Origin of the sequence: Martinezella dioscoreae, assembly GCF_009176305.1 — a bacterium.
Taxonomy (GTDB): Bacteria; Pseudomonadota; Alphaproteobacteria; order Rhizobiales; family Rhizobiaceae; genus Rhizobium; species Rhizobium dioscoreae.
Window position 1 is genome coordinate 221,483 of the sequence record NZ_BLAJ01000005.1, and the last position, 26,701, is coordinate 248,183.

The 26,701-nt window shown below is 59.3% G+C and carries 24 protein-coding genes and 1 tRNA gene; 17 read left to right on the forward strand and 8 right to left on the reverse strand.

The features are described from left to right. The first annotated feature begins 52 nt into the window (after positions 1–52). The 3 genes from sseA to GDN47_RS21890 all read left to right on the forward strand — a co-directional run bounded on the left by sseA (position 53) and on the right by GDN47_RS21890 (position 2,070). On the forward strand, positions 53–910 hold the full coding sequence (gene sseA, locus GDN47_RS21880) for a 3-mercaptopyruvate sulfurtransferase (protein ID WP_152094240.1): 858 nt from the start codon (positions 53–55) through the stop codon (positions 908–910). Then, positions 865–1,479 carry a GNAT family N-acetyltransferase gene (locus GDN47_RS21885; protein ID WP_145631801.1) on the forward strand — a complete coding sequence of 205 codons (615 nt, stop codon included), beginning with the start codon at positions 865–867 and terminating at the stop codon, positions 1,477–1,479. The genes sseA and GDN47_RS21885 overlap by 46 nt, the downstream gene beginning before the upstream one ends. Before the next feature lie 81 nt (positions 1,480–1,560). Then, positions 1,561–2,070, forward strand: a complete 510-nt coding sequence (locus GDN47_RS21890) for a DUF1203 domain-containing protein (RefSeq protein WP_113333548.1) — start codon at positions 1,561–1,563, stop codon at positions 2,068–2,070. A gap of 17 nt (positions 2,071–2,087) precedes the next feature. Here the strand turns inward: GDN47_RS21890 and ald are convergent, their stop codons facing one another. Next, positions 2,088–3,206, reverse strand: coding sequence for an alanine dehydrogenase (gene ald / locus GDN47_RS21895; protein WP_152094241.1), 1,119 nt, complete (start codon positions 3,204–3,206; stop codon positions 2,088–2,090). A 152-nt stretch (positions 3,207–3,358) separates the two neighbouring features. On the opposite strand from ald, the gene GDN47_RS21900 reads away from it, so the two are divergent. Next, positions 3,359–3,820 carry an Lrp/AsnC family transcriptional regulator gene (locus GDN47_RS21900; protein ID WP_075852386.1) on the forward strand — a complete coding sequence of 154 codons (462 nt, stop codon included), beginning with the start codon at positions 3,359–3,361 and terminating at the stop codon, positions 3,818–3,820. A gap of 6 nt (positions 3,821–3,826) precedes the next feature. Here GDN47_RS21900 and GDN47_RS21905 read toward each other — a convergent pair whose 3' ends face one another. After that, positions 3,827–4,630 carry an endonuclease/exonuclease/phosphatase family protein gene (locus GDN47_RS21905; protein ID WP_152094242.1) on the reverse strand — a complete coding sequence of 268 codons (804 nt, stop codon included), beginning with the start codon at positions 4,628–4,630 and terminating at the stop codon, positions 3,827–3,829. A 159-nt stretch (positions 4,631–4,789) separates the two neighbouring features. Here GDN47_RS21905 and GDN47_RS21910 point away from each other — a divergent pair, with 159 nt between their 5' ends. After that, positions 4,790–5,149 carry a PilZ domain-containing protein gene (locus GDN47_RS21910; RefSeq protein WP_145320271.1) on the forward strand — a complete coding sequence of 120 codons (360 nt, stop codon included), beginning with the start codon at positions 4,790–4,792 and terminating at the stop codon, positions 5,147–5,149. Positions 5,150–5,286: 137 nt separating this feature from the next. Beyond that, complete coding sequence (locus GDN47_RS21915) at positions 5,287–7,275, forward strand: bifunctional 2',3'-cyclic-nucleotide 2'-phosphodiesterase/3'-nucleotidase (RefSeq protein ID WP_152094243.1); 1,989 nt, start codon at positions 5,287–5,289, stop codon at positions 7,273–7,275. A 46-nt stretch (positions 7,276–7,321) separates the two neighbouring features. On the opposite strand, the gene GDN47_RS21920 is transcribed toward GDN47_RS21915, so the two are convergent. Further along, complete coding sequence (locus tag GDN47_RS21920; RefSeq protein ID WP_113333513.1) at positions 7,322–8,290, reverse strand: LysR family transcriptional regulator; 969 nt, start codon at positions 8,288–8,290, stop codon at positions 7,322–7,324. Positions 8,291–8,426: 136 nt separating this feature from the next. Here GDN47_RS21920 and GDN47_RS21925 point away from each other — a divergent pair, with 136 nt between their 5' ends. Continuing rightward, positions 8,427–9,041: an FMN-dependent NADH-azoreductase gene (locus tag GDN47_RS21925; protein ID WP_113333514.1), complete on the forward strand. Its 615-nt coding sequence runs from the start codon at positions 8,427–8,429 to the stop codon at positions 9,039–9,041. A gap of 53 nt (positions 9,042–9,094) precedes the next feature. On the opposite strand, the gene GDN47_RS21930 is transcribed toward GDN47_RS21925, so the two are convergent. After that, positions 9,095–9,676: a TetR/AcrR family transcriptional regulator gene (locus GDN47_RS21930; RefSeq protein WP_113352691.1), complete on the reverse strand. Its 582-nt coding sequence runs from the start codon at positions 9,674–9,676 to the stop codon at positions 9,095–9,097. A 105-nt stretch (positions 9,677–9,781) separates the two neighbouring features. Here GDN47_RS21930 and GDN47_RS21935 point away from each other — a divergent pair, with 105 nt between their 5' ends. Then, positions 9,782–10,558, forward strand: a complete 777-nt coding sequence (locus GDN47_RS21935; protein ID WP_152094244.1) for an SDR family NAD(P)-dependent oxidoreductase — start codon at positions 9,782–9,784, stop codon at positions 10,556–10,558. A gap of 106 nt (positions 10,559–10,664) precedes the next feature. On the opposite strand, the gene GDN47_RS21940 is transcribed toward GDN47_RS21935, so the two are convergent. Together GDN47_RS21940 and ilvA are read right to left on the reverse strand one after the other, a co-directional pair. Beyond that, a complete protein-coding gene (locus GDN47_RS21940; protein ID WP_152094245.1) occupies positions 10,665–11,003 on the reverse strand; it encodes an HlyU family transcriptional regulator in 339 nt (112 codons plus the stop codon). 37 nt (positions 11,004–11,040) lie between these two features. Continuing rightward, a complete protein-coding gene (ilvA, locus tag GDN47_RS21945; RefSeq protein ID WP_233790059.1) occupies positions 11,041–12,255 on the reverse strand; it encodes a threonine ammonia-lyase in 1,215 nt (404 codons plus the stop codon). Positions 12,256–12,646: 391 nt separating this feature from the next. Between ilvA and GDN47_RS21950 the strand changes: the two genes are divergently transcribed. Together GDN47_RS21950 and GDN47_RS21955 are read left to right on the forward strand one after the other, a co-directional pair. Further along, positions 12,647–12,988, forward strand: a complete 342-nt coding sequence (locus GDN47_RS21950; RefSeq protein ID WP_069611935.1) for a hypothetical protein — start codon at positions 12,647–12,649, stop codon at positions 12,986–12,988. 88 nt (positions 12,989–13,076) lie between these two features. After that, positions 13,077–13,162, forward strand: a tRNA-Leu gene (locus GDN47_RS21955). Positions 13,163–13,242: 80 nt separating this feature from the next. Here the strand turns inward: GDN47_RS21955 and wrbA are convergent. Beyond that, positions 13,243–13,842 carry an NAD(P)H:quinone oxidoreductase type IV gene (gene wrbA / locus GDN47_RS21960; protein WP_152094247.1) on the reverse strand — a complete coding sequence of 200 codons (600 nt, stop codon included), beginning with the start codon at positions 13,840–13,842 and terminating at the stop codon, positions 13,243–13,245. A 240-nt stretch (positions 13,843–14,082) separates the two neighbouring features. Between wrbA and GDN47_RS21965 the strand changes: the two genes are divergently transcribed. From GDN47_RS21965 to GDN47_RS21990, 6 genes are all read left to right on the forward strand, one after another. Continuing rightward, entirely contained in the window at positions 14,083–14,856 is a 774-nt protein-coding gene (locus GDN47_RS21965; RefSeq protein ID WP_152094248.1) for a competence/damage-inducible protein A, read from the forward strand. Positions 14,857–14,971: 115 nt separating this feature from the next. Beyond that, the gene (locus tag GDN47_RS21970) at positions 14,972–15,817 is read left to right on the forward strand and encodes a universal stress protein (protein ID WP_152094249.1); all 846 of its coding nucleotides are present in this window, start codon (positions 14,972–14,974) and stop codon (positions 15,815–15,817) included. A gap of 314 nt (positions 15,818–16,131) precedes the next feature. Further along, on the forward strand, positions 16,132–16,629 hold the full coding sequence (gene gpt / locus GDN47_RS21975; protein ID WP_069611931.1) for a xanthine phosphoribosyltransferase: 498 nt from the start codon (positions 16,132–16,134) through the stop codon (positions 16,627–16,629). Between the two features lie 772 nt (positions 16,630–17,401). Beyond that, complete coding sequence (locus GDN47_RS21980) at positions 17,402–21,199, forward strand: vitamin B12-dependent ribonucleotide reductase (RefSeq protein ID WP_152094250.1); 3,798 nt, start codon at positions 17,402–17,404, stop codon at positions 21,197–21,199. Between the two features lie 378 nt (positions 21,200–21,577). Then, entirely contained in the window at positions 21,578–22,312 is a 735-nt protein-coding gene (locus tag GDN47_RS21985) for a phosphotransferase enzyme family protein (RefSeq protein WP_113352651.1), read from the forward strand. Between the two features lie 266 nt (positions 22,313–22,578). After that, a complete protein-coding gene (locus GDN47_RS21990; protein ID WP_233790052.1) occupies positions 22,579–23,577 on the forward strand; it encodes an acyltransferase family protein in 999 nt (332 codons plus the stop codon). Between the two features lie 52 nt (positions 23,578–23,629). On the opposite strand, the gene GDN47_RS21995 is transcribed toward GDN47_RS21990, so the two are convergent. Next, a complete protein-coding gene (locus tag GDN47_RS21995) occupies positions 23,630–25,099 on the reverse strand; it encodes an alpha/beta fold hydrolase (RefSeq protein ID WP_233790054.1) in 1,470 nt (489 codons plus the stop codon). Here GDN47_RS21995 and GDN47_RS22000 point away from each other — a divergent pair. Then, positions 25,061–26,683: an ABC-F family ATP-binding cassette domain-containing protein gene (locus GDN47_RS22000; protein WP_152094251.1), complete on the forward strand. Its 1,623-nt coding sequence runs from the start codon at positions 25,061–25,063 to the stop codon at positions 26,681–26,683. The genes GDN47_RS21995 and GDN47_RS22000 overlap by 39 nt on opposite strands. Positions 26,684–26,701: the final 18 nt, after the last annotated feature.

Consider the following 26,701-nt stretch of genomic DNA (forward strand, 5'->3'; position numbering starts at 1 on the left):
GCGCCTATATCTCGATATCAAGACCAATAAACCATAGCAGGGAGTGATCATCATGGCAGCGGACAAGAGCCGTTTCGTCGTATCCGCCGACTGGCTGCAGGGCGAGCTGGGTGCCAAGGACCTGCGCATCCTCGACGCGTCCTTCTATCTGCCGGCCCAGAAGCGCGATGCCGATGCCGAATATGCCAGCGGCCATATTCCCGGCGCCGTCCGCTTCGACCAGGACAAGATCGCAGATCATTCGACCAACCTGCCGCATATGGTCCCCTCGCCCGAATTCTTCGCGTCCGAAGTCAGCAAGCTCGGCATCAGCGAGAGCGATCGGATCGTGGTTTATGATGGCCCGGGCCTGTTTGCTTCGCCGCGCGTCTGGTGGCTGTTCCACATCGTCATGGGTGCGCCGAATGTTTTCGTGCTCGACGGCGGTCTGGATGGTTGGAAGGCCGAAGGGCGGCCGCTGGAGACGACGACGCCCAGCTTGGCGCCGGCAACGTTCAAGCCTAAGTTCAACGGCAGCCGCGTCGTCTCGTTTGAAGAGATGCGAGAAATCGTCGACAGCCATTCCGTGCAAATCGCAGATGCCCGCAGTGGCGGCCGTTTCGCAGCGACCGAGCCAGAGCCGCGCGAAGGCATGCGCTCGGGCCATATGCCGGGCGCGAGAAGTCTGCCATCCGGCGTCTTTGCTACGAATGGCAAGTTCAAGTCGCTACCGGAATTGAGGGAAACCATCGAGAAGGCCGGCATCGATCTCGACAAGCCTGTGGTGACGACCTGTGGGTCCGGCATTACCGCCGCCATCATCACGCTGGCGCTCGAATCCCTCGGCCACGGCAACAATAAGCTCTATGACGGCTCCTGGTCGGAATGGGGCAGCCGGGCGGATACGCCCATCGTCACCGGTCAAGATTGAGCATCATAGCCGTGAAGACGCCCTCCTCCATCAAGGTTCATATCACGCGCCTGGAAATGACCGCGCCGCCCAAGACAAGTTTGCCGGTGCCGGTCAATATCCAGACTGCGATCATGCGGGCGCCCGGCATTCCGCTGCCCTTCTATCGCTATCTCTACCGACAGGTGGGTGCGCGCTGGCACTGGGTAGAGCGTCTGCGCCTCTCCGACGAGCAATTGGCCGCTATTCTTCACGACCCGCGCAACGATATCAGCGTGCTTTACGTCAATGGCGCGCCGGGTGGATTCTTCGAATATTTCCGCCAGGACGAGGAAACGATCGAGCTCAGCCATTTCGGCCTCATCGAACACGCACTCGGCCTCGGTATCGGCAAATGGTTCCTGCTGCAATCGCTCTACGCCATATGGACGCTGAACCCGCAACGGATCATCACGACCACGAACAATCTCGATCATCCCAGGGCGCTGCAGCTCTATCAGATGTTCGGCTTCTCACCGATTTCGACCGGCGAAGGCATCGTCCGGCCGCTGAGTGACAAGGAACTGCTTGAGCTCGCCAAGAAGAGCTAAGGGTTAGCTTTCGGCAGGAATCGGGTGGTTTCGCTTCTTGTTCGGGCGCATCACATGGCAAGTCTCGAAAGGAGCCTTGCCATGCCTTCCATCGCCTTTGCAGCCATGCCCACCTCCGATGCCGAAGTTCTGTGGAACGGCGGCGTCGATGCCTATGGTCACCGGCCGGAGACCATGATTTCCGATGGCCCCGGCCATCCCTGCCGCCACTGCCTGCGCAATATCGATGCCGGCGAGGAGCTGCTCGTCTTCGCCTATCGCCCCTTCCCGGAATTGCAGCCCTATGCGGAGACGGGACCTATCTTCCTGCACAAGACGCCATGTCAGCGCTACGAAGCAGAAGAAATCCTGCCGCCGGTGCTGACGACCAGCAAGGATTTCATCGTGCGTGGTTATGGCAAGAACGACCGCATCGTCTATGGGACCGGTGCTGTGACGCCGACCGGCGATATCCCAGCCTATGCAGCTTCGCTGCTTGAGCGGCCCGACATAGCCTATGTCCATGTCCGCTCGGCCCGCAACAATTGCTACCAGTGCCGGATCGATAAAATGGGAGCGCCGGCATACGCGGATGCCGGCGCCTCCATCTGACGTGCACGCGTTGGGCTTTACGCGACGTTCAGAATGCTTTCGGGTGCAACGGCTTCATAGCCGAGCGCCTCGGCCACTGGCCGGTTGGTGATGCGGCCCTTGTGGACATTGAGGCCATTGCGGAGGTGCTTGTCTTCCGCGATGGCGCGCAGGCCACGATCGGCCAAGGCGAGACCGTGATAGATCGTGGCGTTGTTGAGCGCATGGGCCGAGGTGACGGGAACGGCACCCGGCATATTGGCGACGCAATAGTGTACGACGCCTTCCACCACATAGGTCGGATCGGAATGCGTCGTCGCATGCGAGGTTTCGAAACAGCCGCCCTGGTCGATGGCGACATCGACGATAACAGAATCCTTCTTCATGCCTGAGAGCATTTCGCGCGTCACCAGCTTCGGCGCGGCGGCACCGGGGATCAACACGGCACCGATGACAAGATCGGCGGAAAAGACCTCTTCCTCCAGCGCCTGGATGCTGGAATAACGGGTATGGACGCGGCCGTTGAAGATATCGTCAAGCTGGCGCAGGCGCGGCAACGAGCGATCGAGAATGCTGACATCGGCGCCGAGGCCGGCTGCCATCTTGGCCGCATGCAGACCGACGACGCCGCCGCCGATAATCGCGACCTTTGCCGGCAGCACGCCGGGCACGCCGCCGAGCAGGATGCCGAGGCCGCCATTGGCCTTCTGCAGAGCGGTTGCACCCGCCTGGATCGACAGGCGGCCGGCGACTTCGGACATCGGCGCAAGCAGCGGCAGGCCGCCGCGCTCGTCGGTCACGGTCTCGTAGGCGATAGCGGTCACGCCCGAGGCGAGCAAGCCCTTGGTCTGTTCCGGATCAGGGGCCAGATGCAGATAGGTGTAAAGAAGCTGGCCTTCGCGGAGCTGTGCCCATTCCGAGGGCTGCGGCTCCTTGACCTTCACGATCATGTCGCACTTCTCGAAAATATCCTTGGCGCTTGCGGCGATCTTGGCGCCGGCAGCCGCATAGGCGTGGTCATCGGCACCGATGCCGGCACCGGCCTTTGTCTCGACCCAGACTTCGTGGCCATGGGCGACATATTCGCGAACGGATGCCGGCGTCAGCCCGACGCGGTACTCGTGGTTCTTGATTTCCTTGGGGCAGCCAACGCGCATTTCATTCCTCCTCGAATGCTTTTGCGTCTTTCATTTTCTCCAAGGGAAATCAGACCACCTCCGCCCCGCAATGTCCTTGCAAAGACGATTTGCGCTGCAGTCATTTTTCGTGATTTATTGCGCAATTAGGAATTTCTTCGAAAGATTTTCGAATGTCCGACCTCGATGCCATCGATCATTCGATTCTGCGGATGCTGCAGCAGAACGCCAGGATCACCAATGCGGAACTGGCCGAGAAGGTCGGTCTTTCACCCTCCGCCTGTTCGCGGCGGCTCGATATCCTGGAAAAGAGCGGCGTCATCGACGGCTATCACGCGCATCTCTCGCACAAGGCGCTGGATTACAAGATGATCGCCTTCGTGCACATCTCTCTATCCGGCCAGTTCGCAAAGACGCTTTCGGAATTCGAGACCGCGGTGAAGCGCTGCCCCAACGTGCTCTCCTGCTACCTCATGTCGGGCGAATATGATTACATATTGCGGGTCGCCGCGCGCGACCTCGAGGACTATGAGCGCATCCATCGCGACTGGCTCTCCGCCCTGCCCCATGTCGTGAAGATCAATTCCAGCTTTGCATTGCGCGAGATCATCGACCGGCCGAATGTTGGCCTGTGATCTTCGTCAGCACATATCCAGCAGCAATGCGCGATGATCGGACACTTCTGGCTCCGCGACAGGATCGAAACGGATGACCTCGACATTCGACGTCACGAGCATGTAGTCGGCAAAACGCGGCTGCTTCTTGTAATGCGAGGTGCGCGTGTCGTCATGTCCCCGCGAAGTGACGAGGTCGACAAGCCCCAGGCTGCCGAGGATCTCGAAGGTCTCGCTATCCGGCAGCACGTTGAAGTCACCGCAAACCACCAGCCGATCGCCCTCTTGCCGAACCTGGCGAATGATCTCAACCAGCGCTTGCGCCTGATGGCGCCGGGCCGGCGTATCGCCCTTGCCTTCCAGATCCCGAAGGCCATGCATATGAGCAATGGTGACGGGATAGCCGCGCTCATAGTCGAAAAGGCGGATGCAATGAGCATTGCGGGAGCGCGGATGCGGTCCGTAGCCATCGGCCGAGAATTCGCCGTGGACGAAGCCGGCTGCCTGGCCGATGATCGGATAGGTTCTGCGCACGAAAGTTGCCAGTCCGAACTCAGAGTCCAATCGCACGTCACCGTCGAAGAGATCGCCTCGCGCGACGGGGAGGAAGAAGGCATCATAAGCCGGCAAAGCAGCTTTCAGCTCCTCGAAGAGATTGGCGCGCTGCGGGAGCTCGATCCCGTGATCGCGATAAACCAGCCATTCGGATTTTGCGTCGTGCGTGCGGACCACTTCCTGCAGGCACAGAACATCCGTCTCGACATCGACGAGATAGGGCATCAACGGCTCATGCAGCCGGCCACCCCATGCATTCAAAGAAACGATACGCATATCCCGCACCTCTCATAGTCACATGGCCGATCGCAGCGGCCATCTCGATGCGGTACCGATTCGGGACGCCCGGCTACAATTTTAGCGATTATGCTAAACATCCCGCAAGGCACATCTGATATCCAAACCGAGAAAAGACGGATGAGCCGGGATAACATCATGCAGTTCTCTTCGAAATCTCCCGTTCAGGGCAATCTGAAAATAAAGACACGCGGCTCGCCGCGCCATCATGCGCGGCTCACGGGCCAGGTTCGATATTTCACCAAGCTTGTCGCCGGCCGCGTCGTCGATATTTCGACAAGCGGCATCGCGCTCGATCTGCAGGCGCCGCTCTATGCAGCGGCGGGCAGCAAGGTTCGCGTCGAATGCGACGATATCGGCCTGCTGGATGGTTTCGTGCGCTGGGCTCATAACGGCCGTATCGGCATCGAGTTCGATCGCTCGTCCAATGCCTCGGCCAAGGTCGCGTCCTATTTCCGCTTTTTCCACAAGGACATAAAGCCGGTTCTCAAGCGCTGATCGAATGTCGGCGCAAGCCGGCTACGATCCACAATAAGCCTGTCACATTCCTGGTGCACACCTTCAAAAATCGTCCTAATCTCGCTCGCCCGAGAGATGATCGACGGACCATAGCCCCATCGTTGAAGGAGTGCCTTATGTCTTCCATTCTGGATTTGCCCAGCATGTCGCGCCGTTCCCTGCTGCAAGGCCTCAGCGCCACGGCGGCGCTGATCGTGCTGCATCCTTTCGCAGCCCGCGCTGCGAGCAATCAGGCGCATCTGCGCCTCATGGAAACGACCGACATTCACGTCAACGTCTTCCCCTATGACTACTATGCCGACAAGCCGAACGACACGATGGGCCTGACGCGTACCGCAACGATCATCGACAATATCCGCGCCGAGGCCACAAACTCGCTCCTGATAGACAATGGTGACGTGCTGCAAGGCAATCCGATGGGCGATTACATGGCCTATCAGCACGGCATGAAGGATGGCGACGTCCATCCGGTCATCAAGGCGATGAACACGCTCGGCTACTCTGTGGGCACGCTCGGCAACCATGAATTCAACTATGGCCTCGATTTCATGTTCAAGGTCTTGGCCGGCGCGAATTTCCCGTTCGTCTGCGCCAATTTAACCAAGGGCCAGCTGGCCTCCGATCCGACCAAGGACGACCTGTTCTTCAAGCCCTATCTGATCCTTGAAAAGAAGATCAAAGACGGCGCCGGCAATGAAAGCCCGATCAAGATCGGCTTCATCGGCTTCGTGCCGCCGCAGATCATGCTCTGGGACATCAAGAACCTCGAAGGCAAGGCGCAGACCCGCGATATCGTCGAAGCCGCCAAGGCCTGGGTTCCGGTCATGAAGGCCGAAGGCGCCGATATCATCATCGCCCTCTCCCATTCCGGCATCGACGGCAGCGGCCCGACCGAGAAGATGGAAAACGCTTCGCTTTACGTCGCTGCGGTCGACGGCATCGATGCCGTCTTCACTGGCCACCAGCATCTTGTCTTCCCCGGCCCGAAGACCTGGGATGGCATCAAGGACGCCGATCCGGTCAAGGGAACGCTGCACGGCAAGCCTGCCGTCATGGCCGGCTTCTGGGGCTCGCATCTCGGCCTCATCGACCTGCTGCTCGAAAAGGATGGCAAGAGCTGGAAGATCGTCGACTTCACCTCCGAAGCACGCCCGATCTACCATCGCGACGACAAGAAGAAGGTCATCGCTGACGTCACCGACAAGAAGGAAGTCGTCGAAGCCGCCAAGGCCGAGCATGAGGCGACGCTGACCTATGTCCGCACGCCCGTCGGCAAGACGTCTGCGCCGCTCTATTCCTACTTCGCGCTGGTCGCCGACGATCCCTCTGTGCAGATCGTCAGCCAGGCGCAGATCTGGTACATCAAGAACATACTGAAGGAGACGCAGTACAAGGACCTGCCGGTTCTTTCGGCTGCAGCACCCTTCAAATGCGGCGGGCGCAACGGCGCCGACTATTATACGGACGTCCCCGCGGGCAATATCGCCATCAAGAACGTCGCCGACCTCTATCTCTATCCGAACACCGTCCAGGCCGTTGTTATCAACGGCGCGCAGGTCAAGAACTGGCTGGAAATGTCGGCCGCCATGTTCAACCAGGTTCAGCCGGGTGCCAAGGATGCGGATCTGATCAACAGCAGCTTCCCGTCCTATAACTTCGACGTCATCGACGGCGTCACCTATCAGATCGACCTCTCGCAGCCGCGCCGATTCGGCGATGACGGCAAGGTTCTGAATGCCGACGCAAACCGCATTCAAAACCTGCAGTTCGACGGCAAGCCGATCGACCCCGCGCAGAAGTTCCTGGTCGTCACCAACAACTACCGCGCCGGCGGCGGCGGCAACTTCCCGGAAATCGCGGCTGACAAGGTGGTCTATCAGGCACCAGACACCAATCGCGACGTCATCGTGCGCTATGTCCACGAGCAGGGCACGATCAATCCGACCGCCGACGGCAACTGGACCTTCAAGCCGCTGCCGGGCACGACCGCACGGTTCCAGAGCTCGCCGAAGGCCAAGGATTTTCTCGATCAAGTCAAGAGCGTGAAGATCGAAGACGCCGGCGAAGGTGCCGACGGCTTCCGCAACTACCGGCTAGTGCTGTAAGCACGAACGCTATCGTCCTCTCCTCTCATTTGGGGAGAGGACTTTTTCACTCCGCCGCCAGACGCTTGTCTCCCGGATGGAACATCTCGACAGCGGACTTGAAGTCCTCCTGATTCGGGCATCGCGACAGACGATCACGGAAAGCTTCGATCATCCAGGCAGCCGCAGGGCCAGGGGGATTGTCCACCTTACGGATGGCATAGAGCGGATATTCACTCTGGTCGTAGGCATCGAGAGCCAAAGGCACCAGCCGTCCCTTCTGCAGATCCTCCATGATGAACGAGGCCGGCAGGCCGCCCCAGCCAAGACCACCGCGGATCAGCTGATGCTTGGTGGCGATATCGCTGAGATGCCAGATCTTGTAGGACAGGACGTTGAAATCCTTGCCATTGGTGAGATTTGACGCGTCGGTGACAACCAGTTGCACTTCTTCGCGCACATCGGCCAGCGTCAGCGGCCGCCCCAGCAGAGCGAGCGGATGCGTCGGAGCGGCAACCGGCATCATGAAGGAATGTCCGATGCGCTCGATAACCAGGGCATCATCCTGCTTCAACACCGAGCCGCCGATACCGATCGTCGACTTGCCGCTGGCAACCAGCTCCAGCATCGAACCGAGTTCGCCGGTGTCGAGGCGCAGGGAAACATAAGGGAAGCGATCGCGAAATTCCCGCAGCACATCGACCGTGGCATGCACCGGCACCATGACGCTGATGGCGACGGCCACCTCCGCCTCAAGGCCGCTCTTCAAGCCCTTCACGCGTGCGCGCATTACCTGCAGATCGGAAAGAATGCGGCGGGCATCCTCCAGCATTACCCTGCCCGCGTCCGTCAACTTCGGCTGGCGCGAGCCGGAGCGCTCGAACAGCGGCATTTCGAGCTGAGCCTCCAGATTGGCAATCGTGTAGCTGATGACCGACTGAGCGCGGTTGAGCATTCGTGAAGCGGCCGAGAAGCTGCCTGACTCGGCGACGGTCAGAAAGACCTGCAATTGGTCGAGGGTGGGATTGGGGAGCATCTGCCATCCATTCTATCGATAATTCCGATCCATATTATCACAGTTTTTCTCGATAGCACTGACGACTTATTTATGGAGGCGAACGTGATCGGACTCTCCCAGCCGATTTAGCAACTCATTGAAAAGGAAAACGGATATGTCCTCCATTCTGCTTCTGACCTCCAGCCCGCGTCCGGACTCGCTCTCCACGAAGATCGCCACCGAACTGGCCGAGAAGATCAAGGCCAACAACCCGGGTAAGACGCTCGTCAAGCGCGACCTCGCTGCCGACAACCTGCCGCATATCGATGGCCCCTTCACCGCCGCCATCCGCACGCCGGCCGACGCCCGCACGCCCGAGCAGCAGGAACTGGTCAAGGTTTCCGACGCACTCGTCGACGAGCTGCTGGCAGCCGACACGCTTGTTATCGGCACCGGCCTCATCAACTTCAATATCTATTCCTCGCTGAAGACCTGGATCGACAACATCGCTCGCGCCGGCCGCACCTTCACCTACACGGAAACCGGCCCGAAGGGTCTGGCGACCGGCAAGAAGGCCTACATCGTGCTCGCCTCCGGCGGCGTCTACTCCGAAGGCCCGGCTGCCCCGCTGAACCATGCCGTTCCCTACCTGAAGTCCGTACTTGGTTTCATCGGCATCACCGATGTCGAGACCGTTTACATCGAAGGCGTTGCCTTTGGTCCGGAAGCTGCCGAAAAGGCCGTCGGTGCCGCCCAGGCCCGCGCCTCTGAGCTGGCTCTCGCCGCTTAATCGACAGCATTATTTCGATAATGATGGGCGGCCGGCATCAGCCGGCCGCTTTGCTATTCCGCCTGTGGCAACTCCTTCACGAATGACCTCACGGTCTCCAGAATTTCATTGGAAAACGCCTCGTCATTCGCCACGCGCGCAAGGCCGAGGGCTCCGGTTATCAGGCAGGAGGCGATGATCGCCTTGCGCCTGGCTTCGGCTGTCTCCGGCTTCGGCATGCGCGCCGTCATGGCATCGAAATTCCTTCGCAGGCCATCCGTCGCGACGGTACGGACCGCATCGCTGCTGCGCGCCATATCCGCCGTCAGCGCGGCATAGGCGCAGCCCTCGCCGCAATGATCGCGGTGACGCTCGCTGAGATAGGTATCGACATAATCGTCGAGCGAGATGCTTTCGGGATCGATCCCCTTTTCCTCCTGCTGTCGCCGCCACGACCCGATCGCCGATTCCACGGCTTCCGCCACCAGTTCATCGCGCGAGGCGAAATGCTTGTAGAAGCCGCCTACGGTAAGCCCCGCCTCCTTCATGAGGTCGGCGACACCTATCCCCTCCAATCCCTCCTCACGCAAACGCTTGGCGGCGAGCGTCACGATGCGTTCGTGCGTCTTCTGCTTTTCCAATTGTGAGCGGCCCATCGAAAATCCTTTCGTACCCGGCTTGACAAAATGGATTACGATCATAATCCTTATAGATAACGATCATAATCCAGATCGTGACAAAAGCCAACAGGAGCTACGAGCATGCGTCTCAAGAACAAGGTTGTCGTCATCACTGGTGGAAACAGCGGCATTGGCCTCGCCACTGCCCGCCTCTTCCTCGCCGAAGGCGCGAAGGTCGCCATCACAGGTCGCAATCCCAAGACACTGGCTGCGGCGGCCGAACAGCTCGGCGGTGGCGTGCTGGCCTTGCAGGCCGACACCACCGATATCCCGGCCATGGAAAAGGCCTTTGCCGAGGCTGCGGAGAAACTTGGGAAATTTGATGTGGTCTTTGCCAATGCCGGTATTGCCGGGGATACGCCGCTCGGCAAAACGACGCTTGAGCAGTTTGAAACCATCGTTCGCGTCAATTTTACCGGCGTCTTCTTTACCGTGCAGGCCGCCTTGCCATATCTGAACGACGGCGGTTCCGTGATCCTGAACGGCTCCGTCCATGCCGTTCTCGGCATTCCCGGCGCTTCGGCCTATGCCGGCACGAAGGGCGCCGTTCGCGCCATGACGCGCAATCTCGCTTCCGAACTGGCGCCCCGCGGCATCCGCGTCAACCAGGTCACACCGGGCGCCACCAAGACCCCGATTTGGGAACCCCGCGCCAGCACGCCGGAGGCTCTGGATGCGCTACAAGCCCGCTTTGGCAGCCTCAGCCCGCTCGGCCGCATGAGCGAAGCGGATGAAATCGCCAAGGCAGCGCTCTATTTCGCCTCCGATGATTCCGCCAACGTGACGGCCATTGAGATCACGGTCGACGGCGGCGCGATCAACGCTCCGTCCGGCGCGAAGATATTCCGCGCGGCTTGAAGCCTGCGAATTATCAGCCATCAATTGTCAATGAGTGTTATGGGCCGCCAAAGCAGATGCAGAGGCGGCCCTTGCATCTGACGCATGTTAAAGGAGTTTGGCTGCTTCAGACCTGGCGAACCTTTTCGCCGTCGCCAAAGAGACCGGCGCCGTTCTGGTCGATGATCTGCTGCCCCTTGCGGAAGGTCGATTCCACCGCGTCATCCGACGAGGTGAAGACATCGGCGCGGATGAAATTGCGCACCAGGATCTCGCCGTTCACATCCTTTTCGATCCGGCCCATCAGGCGGAACTGGTTGCCCTCGCGCTGCGGCGTTGCATAGATCGTGCAGCCGGCATGTACCTGAGGTTCGACGCTAACAGTCGGGCCGCCGGATTTTTCAGTGCCAGCCTGCGATGCGCCACCGGTGAAAATCGAAAGGATATTTGAAAAGAACGAAGCCATGGATCGCCTTTAGCATGAAGGTTGCAAGGTCGCAAAGTCAAATGATCAGGTTTGCCAGGATCTCGTTTTCGGTGATGTCCTCGTAGCCCATGCCTGAACTTTCAAAATTGGCGATAAGCTGCTTGAAATTATCCGGATTTTTCGTCTCGATACCGATCAGGATGGAGCCGAAATTGCGGGCGCTCTTCTTCAGATATTCGAAGCGGGCGATGTCGTCTTCCGGGCCGAGCATGTTAAGGAAATCGCGAAGCGCGCCGGGGCGCTGCGCCAGGCGCAGGATGAAGTATTTCTTCAAGCCCGCATAGCGCATGGCGCGCTCCTTGACATCAGGCAAGCGCTCGAAATCGAAGTTGCCGCCGGAGACGACGGCAACGATGGTCTTGCCGCGGATGCTGTCGCGATCGAGCTTTTCCAGCGCCGTGATCGCCAGGGCGCCGGCTGGCTCCAGCACCACGCCTTCCACATTCAGCATATCGGTGATGGTGACGCAGATGGCGTTCTCCTCGATGAGCTTCACCTGCTCGGCCGCAAAGTCCTTCAGGGCCGCGAAATTCAGCTCGCCGATACGACCGACGGCAGCGCCATCGACGAAATTGTCGACCTTGGCGAGCGTGATCACCTTTCCAGCTTCGATGCTGCGGCGCAGACTCGGCGCTCCGGCCGGCTCTGCGAAGGTGAATGCCTCACGCGGGAGCTTATCGGCAAAATAGCCGGTGATCCCGGCAGCTAGGCCACCACCGCCGACGGGAAGAAGGACGTGATCGGGGATAACGCCATCAGGCAGCTGCTCGGCGATCTCGGCAGCGACCGTCGCCTGTCCCTCGATGATATCGGCATGATCGAAGGGAGGCACCATGACGCCGTCAATGCTCTCGACGTGATCGCGCGCGGCCTGATAGCATTGATCGAAGAAATCGCCGAAGAGCTTGATGGTGATGAACTCACCGCCGAAGATGCGGGTCTTGTCGATCTTCTGCTGCGGCGTCGTCACAGGCATGTAGACCACGCCGGGCACACCGAAATGGCGGCAGACGAAGGCGAAGCCCTGGGCGTGATTGCCGGCGGATGCGCAGACGAAGGTCTTTCCCGTACCACCCTCGGCAATCACCTTGCGAAAGAAATTGAAGGCGCCGCGGATCTTATAAGAGCGAACCGGTGTGAGATCCTCACGCTTCAGCCAGATGTCGGCGCCATAGCGCGCGGAAAGATGCTCGTTCTGCTGCAGCGGCGTTGCGGGAAAGAGGCCACGCATGGCCTCTGTGGCTTCGAGAACAGTCTGGTTGTCCACGGCTTGTCCGTCCTTCTTCAATCACCCCCGCTATGACACAGGAAAGATGAGCAAAGAAAGCCTCTTTATCGCGCTTTCGGTCCTGCAATGGCAAGATTGGCCGCACCGAACAAGTCATTAACCATTTATGCCCCTGACTGTCGAAACCCCTAAATCTGTGAATTGACAGCCAAGCTCCCCCTGCGTCCAATATGACACAGCCATCATGATGATGGTTAGAGGCCCGCCTTAAATCCGATCGTCGGCTACGGCGGGCTTCGCTTATCCATGCTGGCATTAACTTATACTTGCACATAGGATTGAGAATCGCGCGAAAGATGTGTATCCCAGTTTTGTTCAAGGGGAGAACATCGTCATGCGCCTTATGCGCCCAGCTATAATCGCTTTCACTCTTGCGGTGCTTGCTTCCTGCGCCTCGCAGGAAAAAAGCTTCGAGAAGAACATCCCCATTATGAAGGAAAGCCCGACGGCACGAGCGCAGGTCATCGACAAGTGCATGTCGCAGCGCCTGCCACCAGAAACGCTGGATGAAATCGCTTTCTACGTCAAATCTCAAAGAAGCGACGCAAAGCGGCTCTTTTGTCAGCGACTGATGAACGGTGTGGTATCGGGAAAGATCAGCTATGCCGATTTTAAGGCCATGTTCCAACAGAAGAAGGTGACACCGGCGCTTGTCAGCGTTCTCAAGGGTCGCTGAGCCGAGCATGTCAGGCTGACGCCGATCGGCTCCCTCCTGCAAAACAATCCTTGACTGAATCGCTCAAGTGCTTGATGGGGAAAGGCACGCGGACGTGGCGAAACTGGTAGACGCAAGGGACTTAAAATCCCTCGGCCTTTGGCTGTACGGGTTCGACCCCCGTCGTCCGCACCAAAAATCAAACTTCATCAAAATCCCAATGAAAAGAGGCGCAGCCTTCGCCGCGCCTCTCTCAATCGATATGCGGATTCAAATCAAGCCGTGAGCTTGGCAGCGATCTTGGCGACGTGTGCGCCCTGGAACTTTGCTGCTTCCAGTTCGATTTCGGATGGCTGGCGGGAGCCGTCGCCGTTGGTGATGGTGGAGGCGCCGTAGGGCGAACCGCCCTTGACTTCTTCTGTGCCCATCTGGCCCTGGAAGGCGTAAGGTAGCCCAACGACGGCCATGCCGTGGTGGAGAAGCGTCGGGATGAAGCCGAGGATGGTGGATTCCTGGCCGCCGTGCTGGGTCGCGGATGAGGTGAAGACCGAGCCGACCTTGCCGACGAGCTTGCCGCCGAACCACAGGCCGCCGGTCTGATCCCAGAAATTGCGCATCTGCGAGGCGACCGTGCCGAAGCGCGTACCGGCGCCGACGATGATGGCGTCATAGTCTGCCAGTTCATCCGGCGTTGCGATCGGAGCTTCCTGATCGAGTTTGAAATAAGAGGCCTTTGCGACTTCTTCCGGAACGAGTTCCGGCACGCGCTTGACGGTGACGTCGGCGCCGGTGGACTTTGCACCTTCTGCGACGGCATAGGCCATCTTCTCGATGTGACCGTAGGAAGAATAATAGAGAACCAGAACCTTAGCCATAAGAACGTCTCCCGTTTGTTGGACGCGTTGAATGTCGGGGAATGTTGTATCAGCGATGCGACAAGGGCGCAGCCCCCACGCTCAGAACGCACTGTTCAACCTGCGTAGACGCAATTTCATTTGCAATATTTGCCGGGACCTGCGGTCGAGTGAAAACGAGCGTTTGCAATCGCTGCAAACAGCGCTACCTATCTCGAACACTTTTGAACGCGCCGACTGCGCATTGTCCTGGATATCTTCATGTCGAACGAAATCATTGTCACAGCCGCCATGCTGGCCATCGGCGACGAACTGCTCTCCGGCCGGACGAAGGACAAGAATATCGGCCATCTTGCCGATGTGCTGCTGCTGGCCGGCATCGACCTGAAGGAAGTTCGCATCGTCGCCGATGATGAGGAGGCGATCGTTTCGGCGCTGAACGCCCTGCGCGCTCAGTATGATTACGTCTTCACCTCAGGCGGCATCGGCCCGACGCATGACGATATCACCGCCGATGCCGTCGCCAAGGCTTTTAGCGTGCCCTGCGAGCACGATGCCGAAGCCATGCGGATCATGGGCGAAATGTACGCACGGCGCGAGATGGAATTCACCGAGGCTCGCCAGCGCATGGCCCGGATGCCTGTGGGATCGAAGCATATCGCCAATCCGGTCTCGACTGCGCCCGGCTTCAACATCGGCAACGTCTACGTCATGGCCGGCGTGCCGCAGGTTTTTCAGGCGATGCTCGACAATGTCATACCGACGCTAAGGACTGGCGCAAAGGTGCTATCAACAGCGATTTCCTGCCCTTATGGCGAAGGTGAGATCGGCACGCCGCTCGGCCTTATCCAGAAGGCACATCCAGATACCAGCATTGGCTCCTACCCGCGTTATGTCGGCCAATTCTTCTCGACCGAGATCGTCGTCAGGGGCCGCTCGGCGGAATTGGTCGAAAGTGTCGCAGCGGAAGTACGCGCAATGATCGAAGCCATCCGACAGTCGAAAGCCAAGGAAAATCAGTCAGCTGAGGCCTGACCTTTAACGAAGGTGTGTACTTTCCAGGGAACTCTGAGACCATTCGGAGCATTATCTTGTAGCGGAATGCTGATATCATGATCCGATCCAACCCTTCCGCATGGGAGATCTCTTCATGTCCTACAAAACGATAGTGACCGTTCTCGACAATCCCGACAATACGCGCATCGCTGCCGCGTTTTCGGCGGCGCTCGCAAAGGAGCACGGCGCCCATATCGTCGGGCTTCATGCGGAAATCGTCTCGACCGTGCCGCTGGTGGCGCCGATGGAGATTCCGGACCCCGTTGCGGTTCAGGCGCTTCAGGATGTCGCCCATAATCAGGCGGTCGAAATCGAACGGGTGTTCCGCTCAAGGATGGAAGCCGCTGGTATCGACTATGAATGGCACAGCTTTGCCAGTACGGTCGGCTACGGCACCGAACCGCTGATCGAAAGTGCCCGCAGTGCCGATCTGCTGGTGGCCGTGCAGCCGGACCCGTCGAAATATGCCGATACCCAGGTCGATGTCGAAACCTTCCTGTTCGACAGCGGCCGGCCGGTCCTGTTGATCCCCTATATTCTCAAGGAGCCGAAGCCCGTCCGCCGCGTGCTGATCGCCTGGAACGGCTCCAAGGAAGTGGCCCGCGCCACCTTCGACGCCCTGCCCTTCCTCAAGGCTGCGGATTCGGTCGAGATCCTTTCCGTCAGCACGTCGGAAAAGGACCCTCATCCGTCCAAGGAGACCGGCGTCCGGATAGCCGCGGCGCTGACGCGCCACGGCGTGCGCGCCAAGTTCGAAACGGCAGCCTGCAGCGGCAAGTCGACGCCGTCGCAGGTCATCGAAAACCGCCTGGCGGATGACAGCATCGACCTGCTTGTTATGGGCGCCTATACGCATTCCTGGCTATGGCAGATGATCTTCGGTGGCACGACGCGCACTCTGCTGCAATCGATGACAGCAATGACGCTGCTGGCCCGCTGAGCGGCTGAAAGCTCAAATCCTGTGTCAACCGGTGCAAATGTGCATCGGTTGGCCGCTTCGCGGCTATTGCCTTTTGCCCGTAAATCCAGCAGAAAGCAGCGACCGATGACAGAATTCCCGCCAGGGAACCGTTCGCGCGGTCGAAGGGGCATGATCCCGAAAAGCCCAGGCTTTCCCGGATAAGATCCCGTTCAGGCAGATAGCAAGCGAATCGCGTTCCGGATTTGGTTCTTGGTCCGCGCCCGCCGCGGGGTCTGCTCAGGGTCACCGGCGCTGCCGGTGCGTCGTTATTCCATGCCCCGGAGCTTTCTGCCATGTCCCTGCCCGATAAAGCCTTTCCCGTATCCTGGGATCAGTTCCATCGCGATGCGCGCGCGCTTGCCTGGCGGCTTGCCGGCCTGAACCGTGAATTCAAGGCAATCGTCTGCATTACCCGCGGCGGCCTCGTGCCGGCTGCCATCATCTCTCGCGAGCTCAATATCCGGCTGATCGAGACGGTGTGTGTCGCTTCCTATCACGATTATTCCAGCCAGGGCGAAATGAACCTGCTCAAGGGCATCGCACCGGAACTATCGGTCAATGGCGGCGAAGGCGTCCTTGTCATCGACGATCTCACCGATACCGGCAAGACGGCTCTCGAAGTCCGCGCCATGCTGCCCAAGGCGCATTTCGCCTGCGTCTACGCCAAGCCGACCGGCGTTCCCACGATCGACACCTTCATCACCGAGGTTAGCCAGGACACCTGGATCTACTTCCCCTGGGACATGGGCTTCACCTATCAGGAGCCAATCGCCAAGGGCCATCGCGGCTGATCTCCCGCTGCCGGCACGCGAATCAGTCACGATTCATGCGCCGTCGCGAAATGTGATTCGAATAGTGGTAATAGAGGTGGGCGCTACGGCGCCCACTAGATTTAGTGGGCATCACAAAGGCGAGAAAGCGTGAGATTCAAGGCTTTCCGCGCGAATCATGATGCGCCACGGCATGAATTTGCGGCGCTGCCAATGGCATCGAGGTCACGGTCACAATTTTGTCGCTTTCGACACCGCCGGTGATGATACTTGCTGCACCAACGGTCGCGCGAAGGGCGAGCATCCCTCCTCAAGCTCTTGAATCTCTTAGCCTACTGGCATTTCCCCAGTTTCCACAGGCGAGCCCACAAGATATTGTGGTTAGCAATCCATTACAAACCACCCCTTGACGGAATCGGGTCTTTCAAAGTTAATGGACGACGTTGCGGCGGCGACTGGACCAGGCGGGGTTACGAGGACTGGTTCTCAATTCGAAATCGGATTTGGATTCAACGCGATTCACCTGTGCAGGTGGCCCGCCGTGAGGGTTTTTGTGTCGATCTCGAGCTGCCGAAAAAATACATGCGGGGACTGGCGGCAATAAGCTGTTAATACTATATTTAGTGTTTGCAGCCACCATCACCACAAGATACAGGAAAGACATCTCCGGGTGACACCTCCTGTCAAAGAGCGGATCGGAAGCTGGCTGCGCGTTGAATTCGCAATGCCGGAATGAGAATTTTTGCGCCCTGTTTTCATGCAGGCGCATACCAACGAATGAAGGATTGGGACCATGCGCATCGAACGTCGTTTTACGAAGGCCGGCCAGTCACCCTATGCGGACATCGAATTCCGCAAGGCGACGAGCGAGATCAAGAATCCTGACGGTTCGATCGTGTTCCGCCTCGAAAACATCGACGTACCCGCGCAGTTTTCGCAGGTCGCGGCCGACATTCTGGCGCAGAAATATTTCCGCAAGGCGGGCGTGCCTGCCAAGCTGAAGAAGGTCGAGGAAAACGACGTTCCTTCCTTCCTGTGGCGTTCCGTGCCCGACGATGCGGCCATGAAGGACCTGCCGAAGGATCAGCAGAGCGGTTCCGAAACCGATGCGCGCCAGGTCTTCGACCGCCTCGCCGGCACGTGGACCTACTGGGGCTGGAAAGGCGGCTACTTCTCGTCCGAAGAAGACGCCTCCGCTTTCCGTGACGAGCTTGCCTATATGCTCGCCACCCAGCGCGTCGCGCCGAACTCCCCGCAATGGTTCAACACCGGCATGCACTGGGCCTACGGCATCGACGGCCCCGGCCAGGGCCACTATTATGTCGACCCCTTCACCGGCAAGCTCACCAAGTCCAAGTCGGCTTATGAGCATCCGCAGCCGCATGCCTGCTTCATTCAGTCCGTCGAAGACGATCTCGTCAACGAAGGCGGCATCATGGATCTGTGGGTTCGCGAAGCCCGCCTCTTCAAGTATGGCTCCGGCACCGGCTCGAACTTCTCGATGTTGCGCGCCGAAGGTGAAAAGCTTTCCGGCGGCGGCCGTTCTTCCGGCCTCATGAGCTTCCTGAAGATCGGTGACCGCGCTGCCGGCGCTATCAAGTCGGGCGGCACGACCCGCCGCGCCGCCAAGATGGTGGTCGTCGACATCGACCATCCCGATATCGAGGACTACATCAACTGGAAGGTCAAGGAGGAGCAGAAGGTTGCCGCCCTTGTGACCGGCTCGAAGATCGTCGCCAAGCACCTGAAGGCGATCATGAAGGCGACGGTCAATTGCGAAGGCGACAATGACGATTGCTTCGACCCGGCCAAGAACCCTGCCCTGAAGCGCGAGATCCGTGCTGCCAAGAAGGATCAGGTTCCGGAAAACTACGTCCAGCGCGTCATCCAGTTCGCTCGCCAGGGCTACAAGGATCTCGAATTCAAGACCTACGACACGGACTGGGACTCGGAAGCCTACCTCACCGTATCCGGCCAGAACTCCAACAACTCCGTCTCGATCAAGGACGACTTCCTGCGTGCCGTCGAGAATGACGGCGATTGGAACCTGACCGCCCGCAAGGACGGCAAGGTCGTCAAGACGCTGAAGGCTCGCGACCTCTGGGAGTCCATCTCCTACGCCGCCTGGGCATCGGCCGATCCGGGTCTGCACTTCAACACGACGATGAACGACTGGCACACCAGCCCGGCTGCCGGCCCGATCCGCGCATCTAACCCGTGCTCGGAATACATGTTCCTCGACGACACGGCCTGCAACCTCGCTTCGCTGAACCTGATGACCTTCAAGGACGCAGCGACGAAGCGCATCAACATCGCCGACTACGAACATGCCGTCCGCCTCTGGACCGTCGTTCTCGAAATCTCTGTCATGATGGCGCAGTTCCCCTCGCGCCGCATCGCAGAACTTTCCTACGAATACCGCACGCTCGGCCTCGGCTACGCCAATATCGGCGGCCTGCTGATGTCGTCGGGCATTCCCTACGACTCGGACGAAGCCCGCGCCATCGCCGGCTCGCTGACGGCGATCATGACCGGCATCGCCTATGCGACCTCGGCCGAAATGGCGTCCGAACTCGGGACCTTCCCGATGTTCAAGCCGAACCGCGAAAACATGCTGCGCGTCATCCGTAACCATCGCCGCGCCGCTTACGGCGAGACTTCGGGCTATGAGAGCCTGTCGGTCAATCCGGTGGCGCTGATCCATTCCGACAATCCGGACCAGGATCTCGTCGCCCATGCCAAGGCGGCCTGGGACAAGGCGCTGGAACTCGGCGAAAAGCACGGCTACCGCAACGCGCAGGCAACCGTGATCGCGCCGACCGGCACGATCGGCCTCGTCATGGATTGCGACACGACCGGCATCGAGCCGGACTTCGCCCTGGTGAAGTTCAAGAAGCTCGCCGGCGGCGGCTACTTCAAGATCATCAACCGCGCCGTTCCGGAAGCCCTGCGCACGCTCGGCTATTCCGAAAGCCAGATCGCCGAAATCGAGGCCTATGCCGTCGGTCACGGCAACCTGAACCAGGCTCCGGCCATCAACCCATCGGCGCTGAAGGCCAAGGGCTTCACCGCCGAGAAGGTCGATGCCGTCAACGCTGCGTTGAAGAGCGCCTTTGACATCAAGTTCGTCTTCAACCAGTGGACGCTCGGCGCCGACTTCCTGAAGGGCACGCTGAAGGTGTCCGACGAGCAGATGGCCGATATGAGCTTCAACCTGCTTGAGCACCTCGGCTTCTCCAAGAAGGATATCGAAGCCGCCAACATCCATGTCTGCGGTGCGATGACGCTGGAAGGCGCTCCGTTCCTCAAGAACGAGCATCTGGCCGTCTTCGATTGCGCCAACCCCTGTGGCAAGATCGGCAAGCGTTATCTCTCGGTCGAGAGCCATATCCGCATGATGGCTGCAGCCCAGCCGTTCATCTCGGGTGCCATCTCCAAGACGATCAACATGCCGAACGAGGCAACCGTCGAGGATTGCAAGAATGCCTACATGCTCTCCTGGAAGCTCGGCTTGAAGGCCAACGCGCTCTATCGCGACGGCTCCAAGCTCAGCCAGCCGCTGAACGCTTCGCTGATCGAGGATGACAGCGATGAGGATGCGCTGGAGGAATTCCTGCAGGCTCCGGCAGCCGCGCAGGCCGTGACCATCACGGAAAAGATCGTCGAGCGGGTGATCGAAAAGGTCGTCCGCACGCAGGAAAAGCTGCCGAGCCGCCGCAAGGGCTATACTCAGAAGGCCAAGATCGGCGGTCACACCATCTTCCTGCGTACCGGCGAATATGACGACGGCCGTCTCGGCGAAATCTTCCTTGATATGAATAAGGAAGGCTCGGCTCTGCGCGCCTTCATCAACAACTTCGCGATCTCCGTCTCGCTCGGCCTGCAGTATGGCGTGCCGCTCGAGGAATATGTCGACGCCTTCACCTTCACCAAGTTCGAGCCGGCGGGCATCGTCACTGGCAATGACGCCATCAAGAATGCGACGTCGATCCTCGACTACGTGTTCCGCGAACTGGCGATCTCCTATCTCGGCCGCCACGATCTCGCTCACGTCGACACGTCCGACTTCAACAACACGGCGCTTGGCCGCGGCGTTTCCGAAGGCAAGGCCGATGTCGTCTCCAAGGGCCTGACCCGCGGCTACAAGCCGACGCTGGTTCCGACATCGGGTGATCGTTCGGCAGACGCCAAGGGTTCGGCAACGGCCACCCCTGCCCGCGCCGCCTCGCTTTCGACTGTTACCGCCTTTGCCGGCAACACGGTCCGCAAGCTGGAACCGGCAAGCTCGGTCTCGACCTCAGAAGTCGTCGCCTTCAAGCGCGATTATGAGGAGCGTGCGAAGGAACTGGCCGAAGAGATCGCAGAGGAAGTCATCTCCGAATCCGCGACGGGCCTTTTCACCGATAATGCAGCAAGCGAAGCTGCCAATGCCAAGACGGAAGCCAAGAAGCTGGAATCCGAACGCCGCGCCCGCTCCATCATGCAGGGCTACACGGGCAACATGTGCACGGAATGCCAGAACTTCACGATGGTCCGGAATGGAACTTGCGAGAAGTGCGACACGTGTGGAGCAACGAGCGGCTGCAGCTGAGTGTTCAATGGATCGTCTAGGATGACGTGAACGTTGGGGTATCGGCATTACGTTTATCGCAAAGTCAGTAGCATCATCCAAAAGCTCACCGGGTCCGCAATGGCCCGGTGAATTCGTTTCGGAGCTATCATCGCGAGCGTCGCTACAGTGCTTCCTGATGGAGCGAGACGCTGACTGCGCGCAACCGCACCCTGTCAGGAAATATTCGATCCGATAGCGAGGAATCGCGGCTTTGAGGGGCACTACAAACGCCTGGATGTCCCTGGAGTAGACGTAACAACACAACTTGCCGAGTTTGCCAAACTCGCGTTAATTGGTGATGTCCGCGCCTGCGGCCGAGGCCAAATCAGCACCAATAACGCGCCAAGGGTATCGCCAATGGGATGGGAAGCACTCGGGCAATGGGGTGAGGACGCAGTTCGCATCGAACCACTGACTGGCGGAGTTGCCAACGACGTATGGAGTATTCGCGTCGACGGGCAGATTGCGGTCGGACGTCTCGGCTTCAGAACCGACGCTGATCTCGCCTGGGAAACGGAGCTACTCCAATACCTCGACCGCGAAGGCATGACCGTTCCGACGCCGATCCCGACGACGGATGGCCGACTCTTCGTGGATGGTCTGATGGTAATGAAATACATGGAGGGCGGGCCGCCCGAAACGGGGGCCGATTGGCGTCGCGTTGCCGAGACGCTCCGCAAGCTGCACCGATTGACGCGAGGCTGGCCGCAGCGTCCCGGTTGGAGATCGTCAACCGACCTTCTGCATGTCGAAACCGGAACGAGGGTCAACCTTGCCGCAATGCCATCCGAGGGCGTCACCCGATGCCGAGCAGCTTGGGCGCGGCTTGTCGGGCGTCAAACATGCGTCGTCCATGGAAATCCTAACAACCCTGGCAACATCCGCATGACTGCAGATCGCGTCGCTTTGATCGACTGGGATGAGTCACATGTCGACGTTCCAGACCTCGACCTCGTGTTGCCCGACAACGCTGCCGATCTTGACGATGGTGCATATGATATCGCCGCACAGGCATCAGCCGCATGGGAAGCTGCTGTCTGTTGGCAGGACGAATACTCGGTCAAGCGGCTTGCCGAAGTTCGAGCGGTCTAAGCGGTTTCGGCGGATTGCGAAGCTCCTGCACAAGCGTTCGGCTTTATGAGCACTCGTCCCTACATCCAATTGCCCGATTTCGGCCACGAAACCGGCGGGAAATGATCCATTTTCATTGAAATTGTTGCTGCAGCAACATGCAGCAATATTCGGTCTGCCGAGCCTCAAACCCGTCATGCACGGTGCCCGGCCTTTCGACGCATTTTATCGCTGAATCTGGCCCTCGGGGCATCGGAGATAGCAGTTCAATCGTGTGAGGCACCGCTTTGAAAATCGGCAGCGATATCGCGAGCATTCAATATCTGCGGGCCATCGCCGCGATTTCCGTTCTTTGCTTCCATGTCTGCGAAACATATGGCCTGGAGTTCAAGAGCGGAGCAGCTGGGGTCGATATATTCTTCGTCATCAGCGGTTTCATCATGTGGGTCACGACCGACGGAAGATCGCTCGGCCCGCAGGAATTCATGTGGCGCCGGCTCATCAGGATCGTGCCGCTTTACTGGATCGCGACGGCGGCAACCTTCATCGTTGCCGTGCTGAAGCCGCAATTCTTCTTCGACACGAATTCGAGCATCGAGAACTTGATCGGCTCGCTGTTTTTCGTGCCCTTCATGAAGGACGAAGCCCTGCACCCTGTCGTCGAGCAGGGATGGACGCTGTCCTACGAGATGTTCTTCTATCTCATTTTTTCAATTTCGCTGCTTGTGCCGGAATTCAGGCGGCTATGGTTCCTGATGGTGGCCCTGGTGACCATTGTGATTGCGCATTACCTGCTGCCTCCCGGCTACCTCAGTGTTTTCACACAGCCGGTCATTCTGGAATTTGCCGCCGGCATCATCATCGGGCGCCTGTGGAAACAGGGTTTTCGACTGCCTTTTCCCGCCGCCGTCGGCTTGATGATCGTCGGCGTTGTGCTGCTTGTGGCGAGCGACCCGCTGATCCATTTGGAGCGGGCGGTACGCTGGGGCATACCGGCAGTGTTGCTGCTGTCAGGCGCTGTTTTTGCCGAGCGGGAACGAGGCGTGCCACAGCTGGCGTTCCTGCATTTCCTGGGGGATGCCTCCTATTCCATCTATGTTTGGCACGTCCTGACCGGCATCCTGGTCACTGCACTGCTTTTGCGCATCGGAGTGCCGCACGATATGCAGCCGATGCCTATCGCATTGGGTTCGCTGGCCTTTGCCGTCGTTTGCTACCTGGGCATCGAGCGCCCGATACAGCGAAAAATCCGATCATCGCGCCCGCAGCCGGCCTATCGCAGCTGACGCATGAAAGTAGACGGCGGGATCACGATGGGGATCGACCACTCGAGAAAACTTACGGTACCGCTCCGGATAGTTTTGCAGTCCCATCGATAACCGGGCAGGACGGCGGCACTGGTCGATCGAACAGAACGGTAATGCCGCAATCCGAGGCGAACATCCCTTCATCATCATGCCCCACGCCGGGTACCTCGACGACCTTCTGATCGAGATCGGAAGGATGCCGCTTCTTCATATAGTCAAAATAGGTGAGCCCGCGCGCAAGCCGATACGGCCCTTGCGCCATCGCCCCGCAGGAGCGGTCGATGAAATGGGTATAGGGATTCGTGTCCGCCTGCCCCAGCAGATAAACCACGTTGCGCGCGGCATATCTCGTTTCGAGAAGCTTCGGGTCCTGCGAGGATACGTATGGTGGAGCGCCGGCGAGTCCGTATCGCCATTGCGTCGCCTTCGGGCAGGAAGCCAGCCCTGCCTGCTGATCCGGTAAGGCCGGCCGCTCGTTGTCGAAATAAAGATAGCTCGAGGGATTGGCCACGAGATAGCGGACGGAGATGCCGGCGCTCGTCAGATTTTCCGCCTCCCGTCCGGCGACGGCATAGCGCTGGACCAATTGTGCCCCGGCCGAATGCCCCATCACGACAATGGTCTTCAGCGAAGGGTACAGGCGACGGTCAGCGAAATGCTGCAGCAGGGCATCGAGCGCGGCGAAGGAACTGATCGGCGCCGGCTGGCGGGCGGCTTCTCCGCCTTTCCAGCCATTCTGCGTCCAGGCCAGCGTCTGCGCAGACAGCGAGAAAGCGTTCAAATCCGGTCTTATCAGGAATTGCGGCGCAACCACCATAGTACCGTCAGCGAGATCGCCTGCCTTTGCGAGCACCTCCTGCCCGGTCGCATAATAAGCATCGGCGTTTCGAAGCGTGCCGTGGACGATGATCAGCACCTTCGTCACGTCGGGCGACGCCGCTTCGATCGCATGATCCGCGTAGACGGGCAACTCACCCATCCCCTCGGGCGTATTAAGAAGCAGGCGCTGATCCGCAATCTCCTTGACTGGCTCATTGAGCCGCTGGTGTTGGGAAGCCGCATTGGCTAATTGAGCTTCGCTCGACATCCCGATGGCGACTAATGCTGCGATCGACAGTCGGAAGAAAACCCGGCTCCGAATGCTTTTCAGAATTTTCATCTGCAAAACTCGGCTGAGAGGAATGACAATGAATATAGCGGCTTCCGATCGAGCGGAAAGCAGCCGGCGATCCGACCGCGCGCCGGTCCTCCCGGAAGCCATGTTGATTGAACGGGCGTGTGGGCCAGAATCCGTCGTCCCGTCAAAAGTTTCTTTTCCGTAGGGCAAGTAGGCTTGGCGGAAATTGTCGCCCTTGAACGTCAGTTCGCTATTGATCTCACATCTCCGCTCGAAAACTTGCGACAGAGCGCCCCACCCATGGCATAAGGCCCCCGAAAAACTTTCTTTGGGCCTCGCGTAACCATGATTCGTATCGAAAATATCAGCAAGCAGAATAGCCATCGCATCCTCTTCATCGAGGCATCCGCGGCGCTCAACAGGGGCGAGAGCGTCGGTCTCGTCGGGCCGAACGGCGCAGGCAAGACGACGCTTTTCAGGATGATTACCGGCCAGGAGCAGCCCGACGAGGGGCAGGTTTCCGTCGATAAGGGCGTCACCATCGGTTATTTCAATCAGGATGTCGGTGAGATGGAGGGACGCAGTGCCGTCGCGGAAGTGATGGAGGGCGCCGGTCCCGTCAGCGCCGTTGCCGCCGAACTTCGCGAACTCGAAGCAGCAATGAGCGATCCGGACCAGGCCGACAGGATGGATGAGATCATCGAGCGCTATGGCGAAGTGCAGGCGCGCTATGAGGAACTCGATGGTTACGCGCTTGAGGGCCGCGCCCGTGAAGTGCTTGATGGCCTGAGCTTCAGCCAGGAGATGATGGACGGCAATGTCGGCGGGCTGTCTGGCGGCTGGAAGATGCGTGTGGCACTTGCCCGCATCCTCCTGATGCGCCCCGACGTCATGCTGCTTGACGAGCCGAGCAACCATCTCGATCTCGAAAGCCTGATCTGGCTCGAATCCTTCCTGAAGGGCTACGAAGGCGCGTTGCTGATGACCTCGCACGACCGCGAGTTCATGAACCGCATCGTCACCAAGATCATCGAAATCGATGGTGGCAATCTCACCAGCTATTCGGGCGACTATGAATTCTACGAGCAGCAGCGCGCGCAGAACGAGAAGCAGCAGCAGGCGCAGTTCGAGCGCCAGCAGGCGATGCTCGCCAAGGAAATCAAGTTCATCGAGCGCTTCAAGGCACGTGCCTCGCATGCCTCGCAGGTGCAGAGCCGCGTGAAGAAGCTGGAAAAGATCGATCGCGTCGAGCCGCCGAAGCGCCGACAGACCGTCGCCTTCGAATTCCAGCCGGCGCCGCGCTCGGGCGAAGACGTGGCCGTGCTGAAGAACGTCCACAAGAAGTATGGCAGCCGCACCATCTATGAAGGACTGGATTTCATGGTGCGACGCCGCGAGCGCTGGTGCATCATGGGCATCAACGGCGCCGGCAAATCCACACTCCTGAAGCTGGTTGCGGGCTCGACGCAGCCGGACGAGGGCAGCGTTGCGCTCGGCGCCAGCGTGAAAATGGGATATTTCGCCCAGCACGCCATGGATCTGCTGGATGGAGAGCGCACCGTGTTTCAGCAGCTCGAGCATGATTTTCCGCAGGCCGGTCAAGGCTCGCTGCGGGCGCTGGCCGGCTGCTTCGGCTTCTCTGGCGACGATATCGAAAAGAAATGCCGGGTGCTGTCGGGCGGCGAGAAGGCGCGGCTCGTGATGGCGATCATGCTCTTCGATCCGCCGAACCTGCTGGTGCTCGACGAGCCGACCAACCATCTCGATCTCGACACCAAGGAGATGCTGATCGAGGCGCTTTCGCAATATGAAGGCACGATGCTGTTCGTCTCGCACGACCGGCATTTCCTGGCGGCGCTCTCCAACCGGGTACTGGAGCTGACACCCGAAGGCATCCATCAATATCCCGGCGGCTACACGGAATATGTCGAGCGCACAGGTTACGAGGCACCCGGCCTCAGAAGCTGATGCCTTGCCGATTGGGCA

Excerpts from the sequence above, each read along its gene's own strand:
- GDN47_RS21950 (WP_069611935.1), top strand. The coding sequence starts at position 12,647 with ATGCGCCTTATGCGCCCAGCTATAATCGCTTTCACTCTTGCGGTGCTT.
- wrbA (WP_152094247.1), bottom strand. The coding sequence starts at position 13,842 with ATGGCTAAGGTTCTGGTTCTCTATTATTCTTCCTACGGTCACATCGAG.
- GDN47_RS21970 (WP_152094249.1), top strand. The coding sequence starts at position 14,972 with ATGTCCTACAAAACGATAGTGACCGTTCTCGACAATCCCGACAATACG.
- GDN47_RS21985 (WP_113352651.1), top strand. The coding sequence starts at position 21,578 with ATGGGATGGGAAGCACTCGGGCAATGGGGTGAGGACGCAGTTCGCATC.
- gpt (WP_069611931.1), top strand. The coding sequence starts at position 16,132 with ATGTCCCTGCCCGATAAAGCCTTTCCCGTATCCTGGGATCAGTTCCAT.
- GDN47_RS21885 (WP_145631801.1), top strand. The coding sequence starts at position 865 with ATGGGGCAGCCGGGCGGATACGCCCATCGTCACCGGTCAAGATTGAGC.
- GDN47_RS21940 (WP_152094245.1), bottom strand. The coding sequence starts at position 11,003 with ATGGCTTCGTTCTTTTCAAATATCCTTTCGATTTTCACCGGTGGCGCA.
- GDN47_RS21920 (WP_113333513.1), bottom strand. The coding sequence starts at position 8,290 with ATGCTCCCCAATCCCACCCTCGACCAATTGCAGGTCTTTCTGACCGTC.
- GDN47_RS21995 (WP_233790054.1), bottom strand. The coding sequence starts at position 25,099 with ATGGCTATTCTGCTTGCTGATATTTTCGATACGAATCATGGTTACGCG.
- GDN47_RS21965 (WP_152094248.1), top strand. The coding sequence starts at position 14,083 with ATGTCGAACGAAATCATTGTCACAGCCGCCATGCTGGCCATCGGCGAC.
- GDN47_RS21890 (WP_113333548.1), top strand. The coding sequence starts at position 1,561 with ATGCCTTCCATCGCCTTTGCAGCCATGCCCACCTCCGATGCCGAAGTT.
- GDN47_RS21935 (WP_152094244.1), top strand. The coding sequence starts at position 9,782 with ATGCGTCTCAAGAACAAGGTTGTCGTCATCACTGGTGGAAACAGCGGC.
- GDN47_RS21915 (WP_152094243.1), top strand. The coding sequence starts at position 5,287 with ATGTCTTCCATTCTGGATTTGCCCAGCATGTCGCGCCGTTCCCTGCTG.
- GDN47_RS21900 (WP_075852386.1), top strand. The coding sequence starts at position 3,359 with ATGTCCGACCTCGATGCCATCGATCATTCGATTCTGCGGATGCTGCAG.
- GDN47_RS21925 (WP_113333514.1), top strand. The coding sequence starts at position 8,427 with ATGTCCTCCATTCTGCTTCTGACCTCCAGCCCGCGTCCGGACTCGCTC.
- ilvA (WP_233790059.1), bottom strand. The coding sequence starts at position 12,255 with ATGCGTGGCCTCTTTCCCGCAACGCCGCTGCAGCAGAACGAGCATCTT.
- GDN47_RS21905 (WP_152094242.1), bottom strand. The coding sequence starts at position 4,630 with ATGCGTATCGTTTCTTTGAATGCATGGGGTGGCCGGCTGCATGAGCCG.
- GDN47_RS21910 (WP_145320271.1), top strand. The coding sequence starts at position 4,790 with ATGCAGTTCTCTTCGAAATCTCCCGTTCAGGGCAATCTGAAAATAAAG.
- GDN47_RS21930 (WP_113352691.1), bottom strand. The coding sequence starts at position 9,676 with ATGGGCCGCTCACAATTGGAAAAGCAGAAGACGCACGAACGCATCGTG.
- sseA (WP_152094240.1), top strand. The coding sequence starts at position 53 with ATGGCAGCGGACAAGAGCCGTTTCGTCGTATCCGCCGACTGGCTGCAG.
- GDN47_RS22000 (WP_152094251.1), top strand. The coding sequence starts at position 25,061 with ATGATTCGTATCGAAAATATCAGCAAGCAGAATAGCCATCGCATCCTC.
- ald (WP_152094241.1), bottom strand. The coding sequence starts at position 3,206 with ATGCGCGTTGGCTGCCCCAAGGAAATCAAGAACCACGAGTACCGCGTC.
- GDN47_RS21980 (WP_152094250.1), top strand. The coding sequence starts at position 17,402 with ATGCGCATCGAACGTCGTTTTACGAAGGCCGGCCAGTCACCCTATGCG.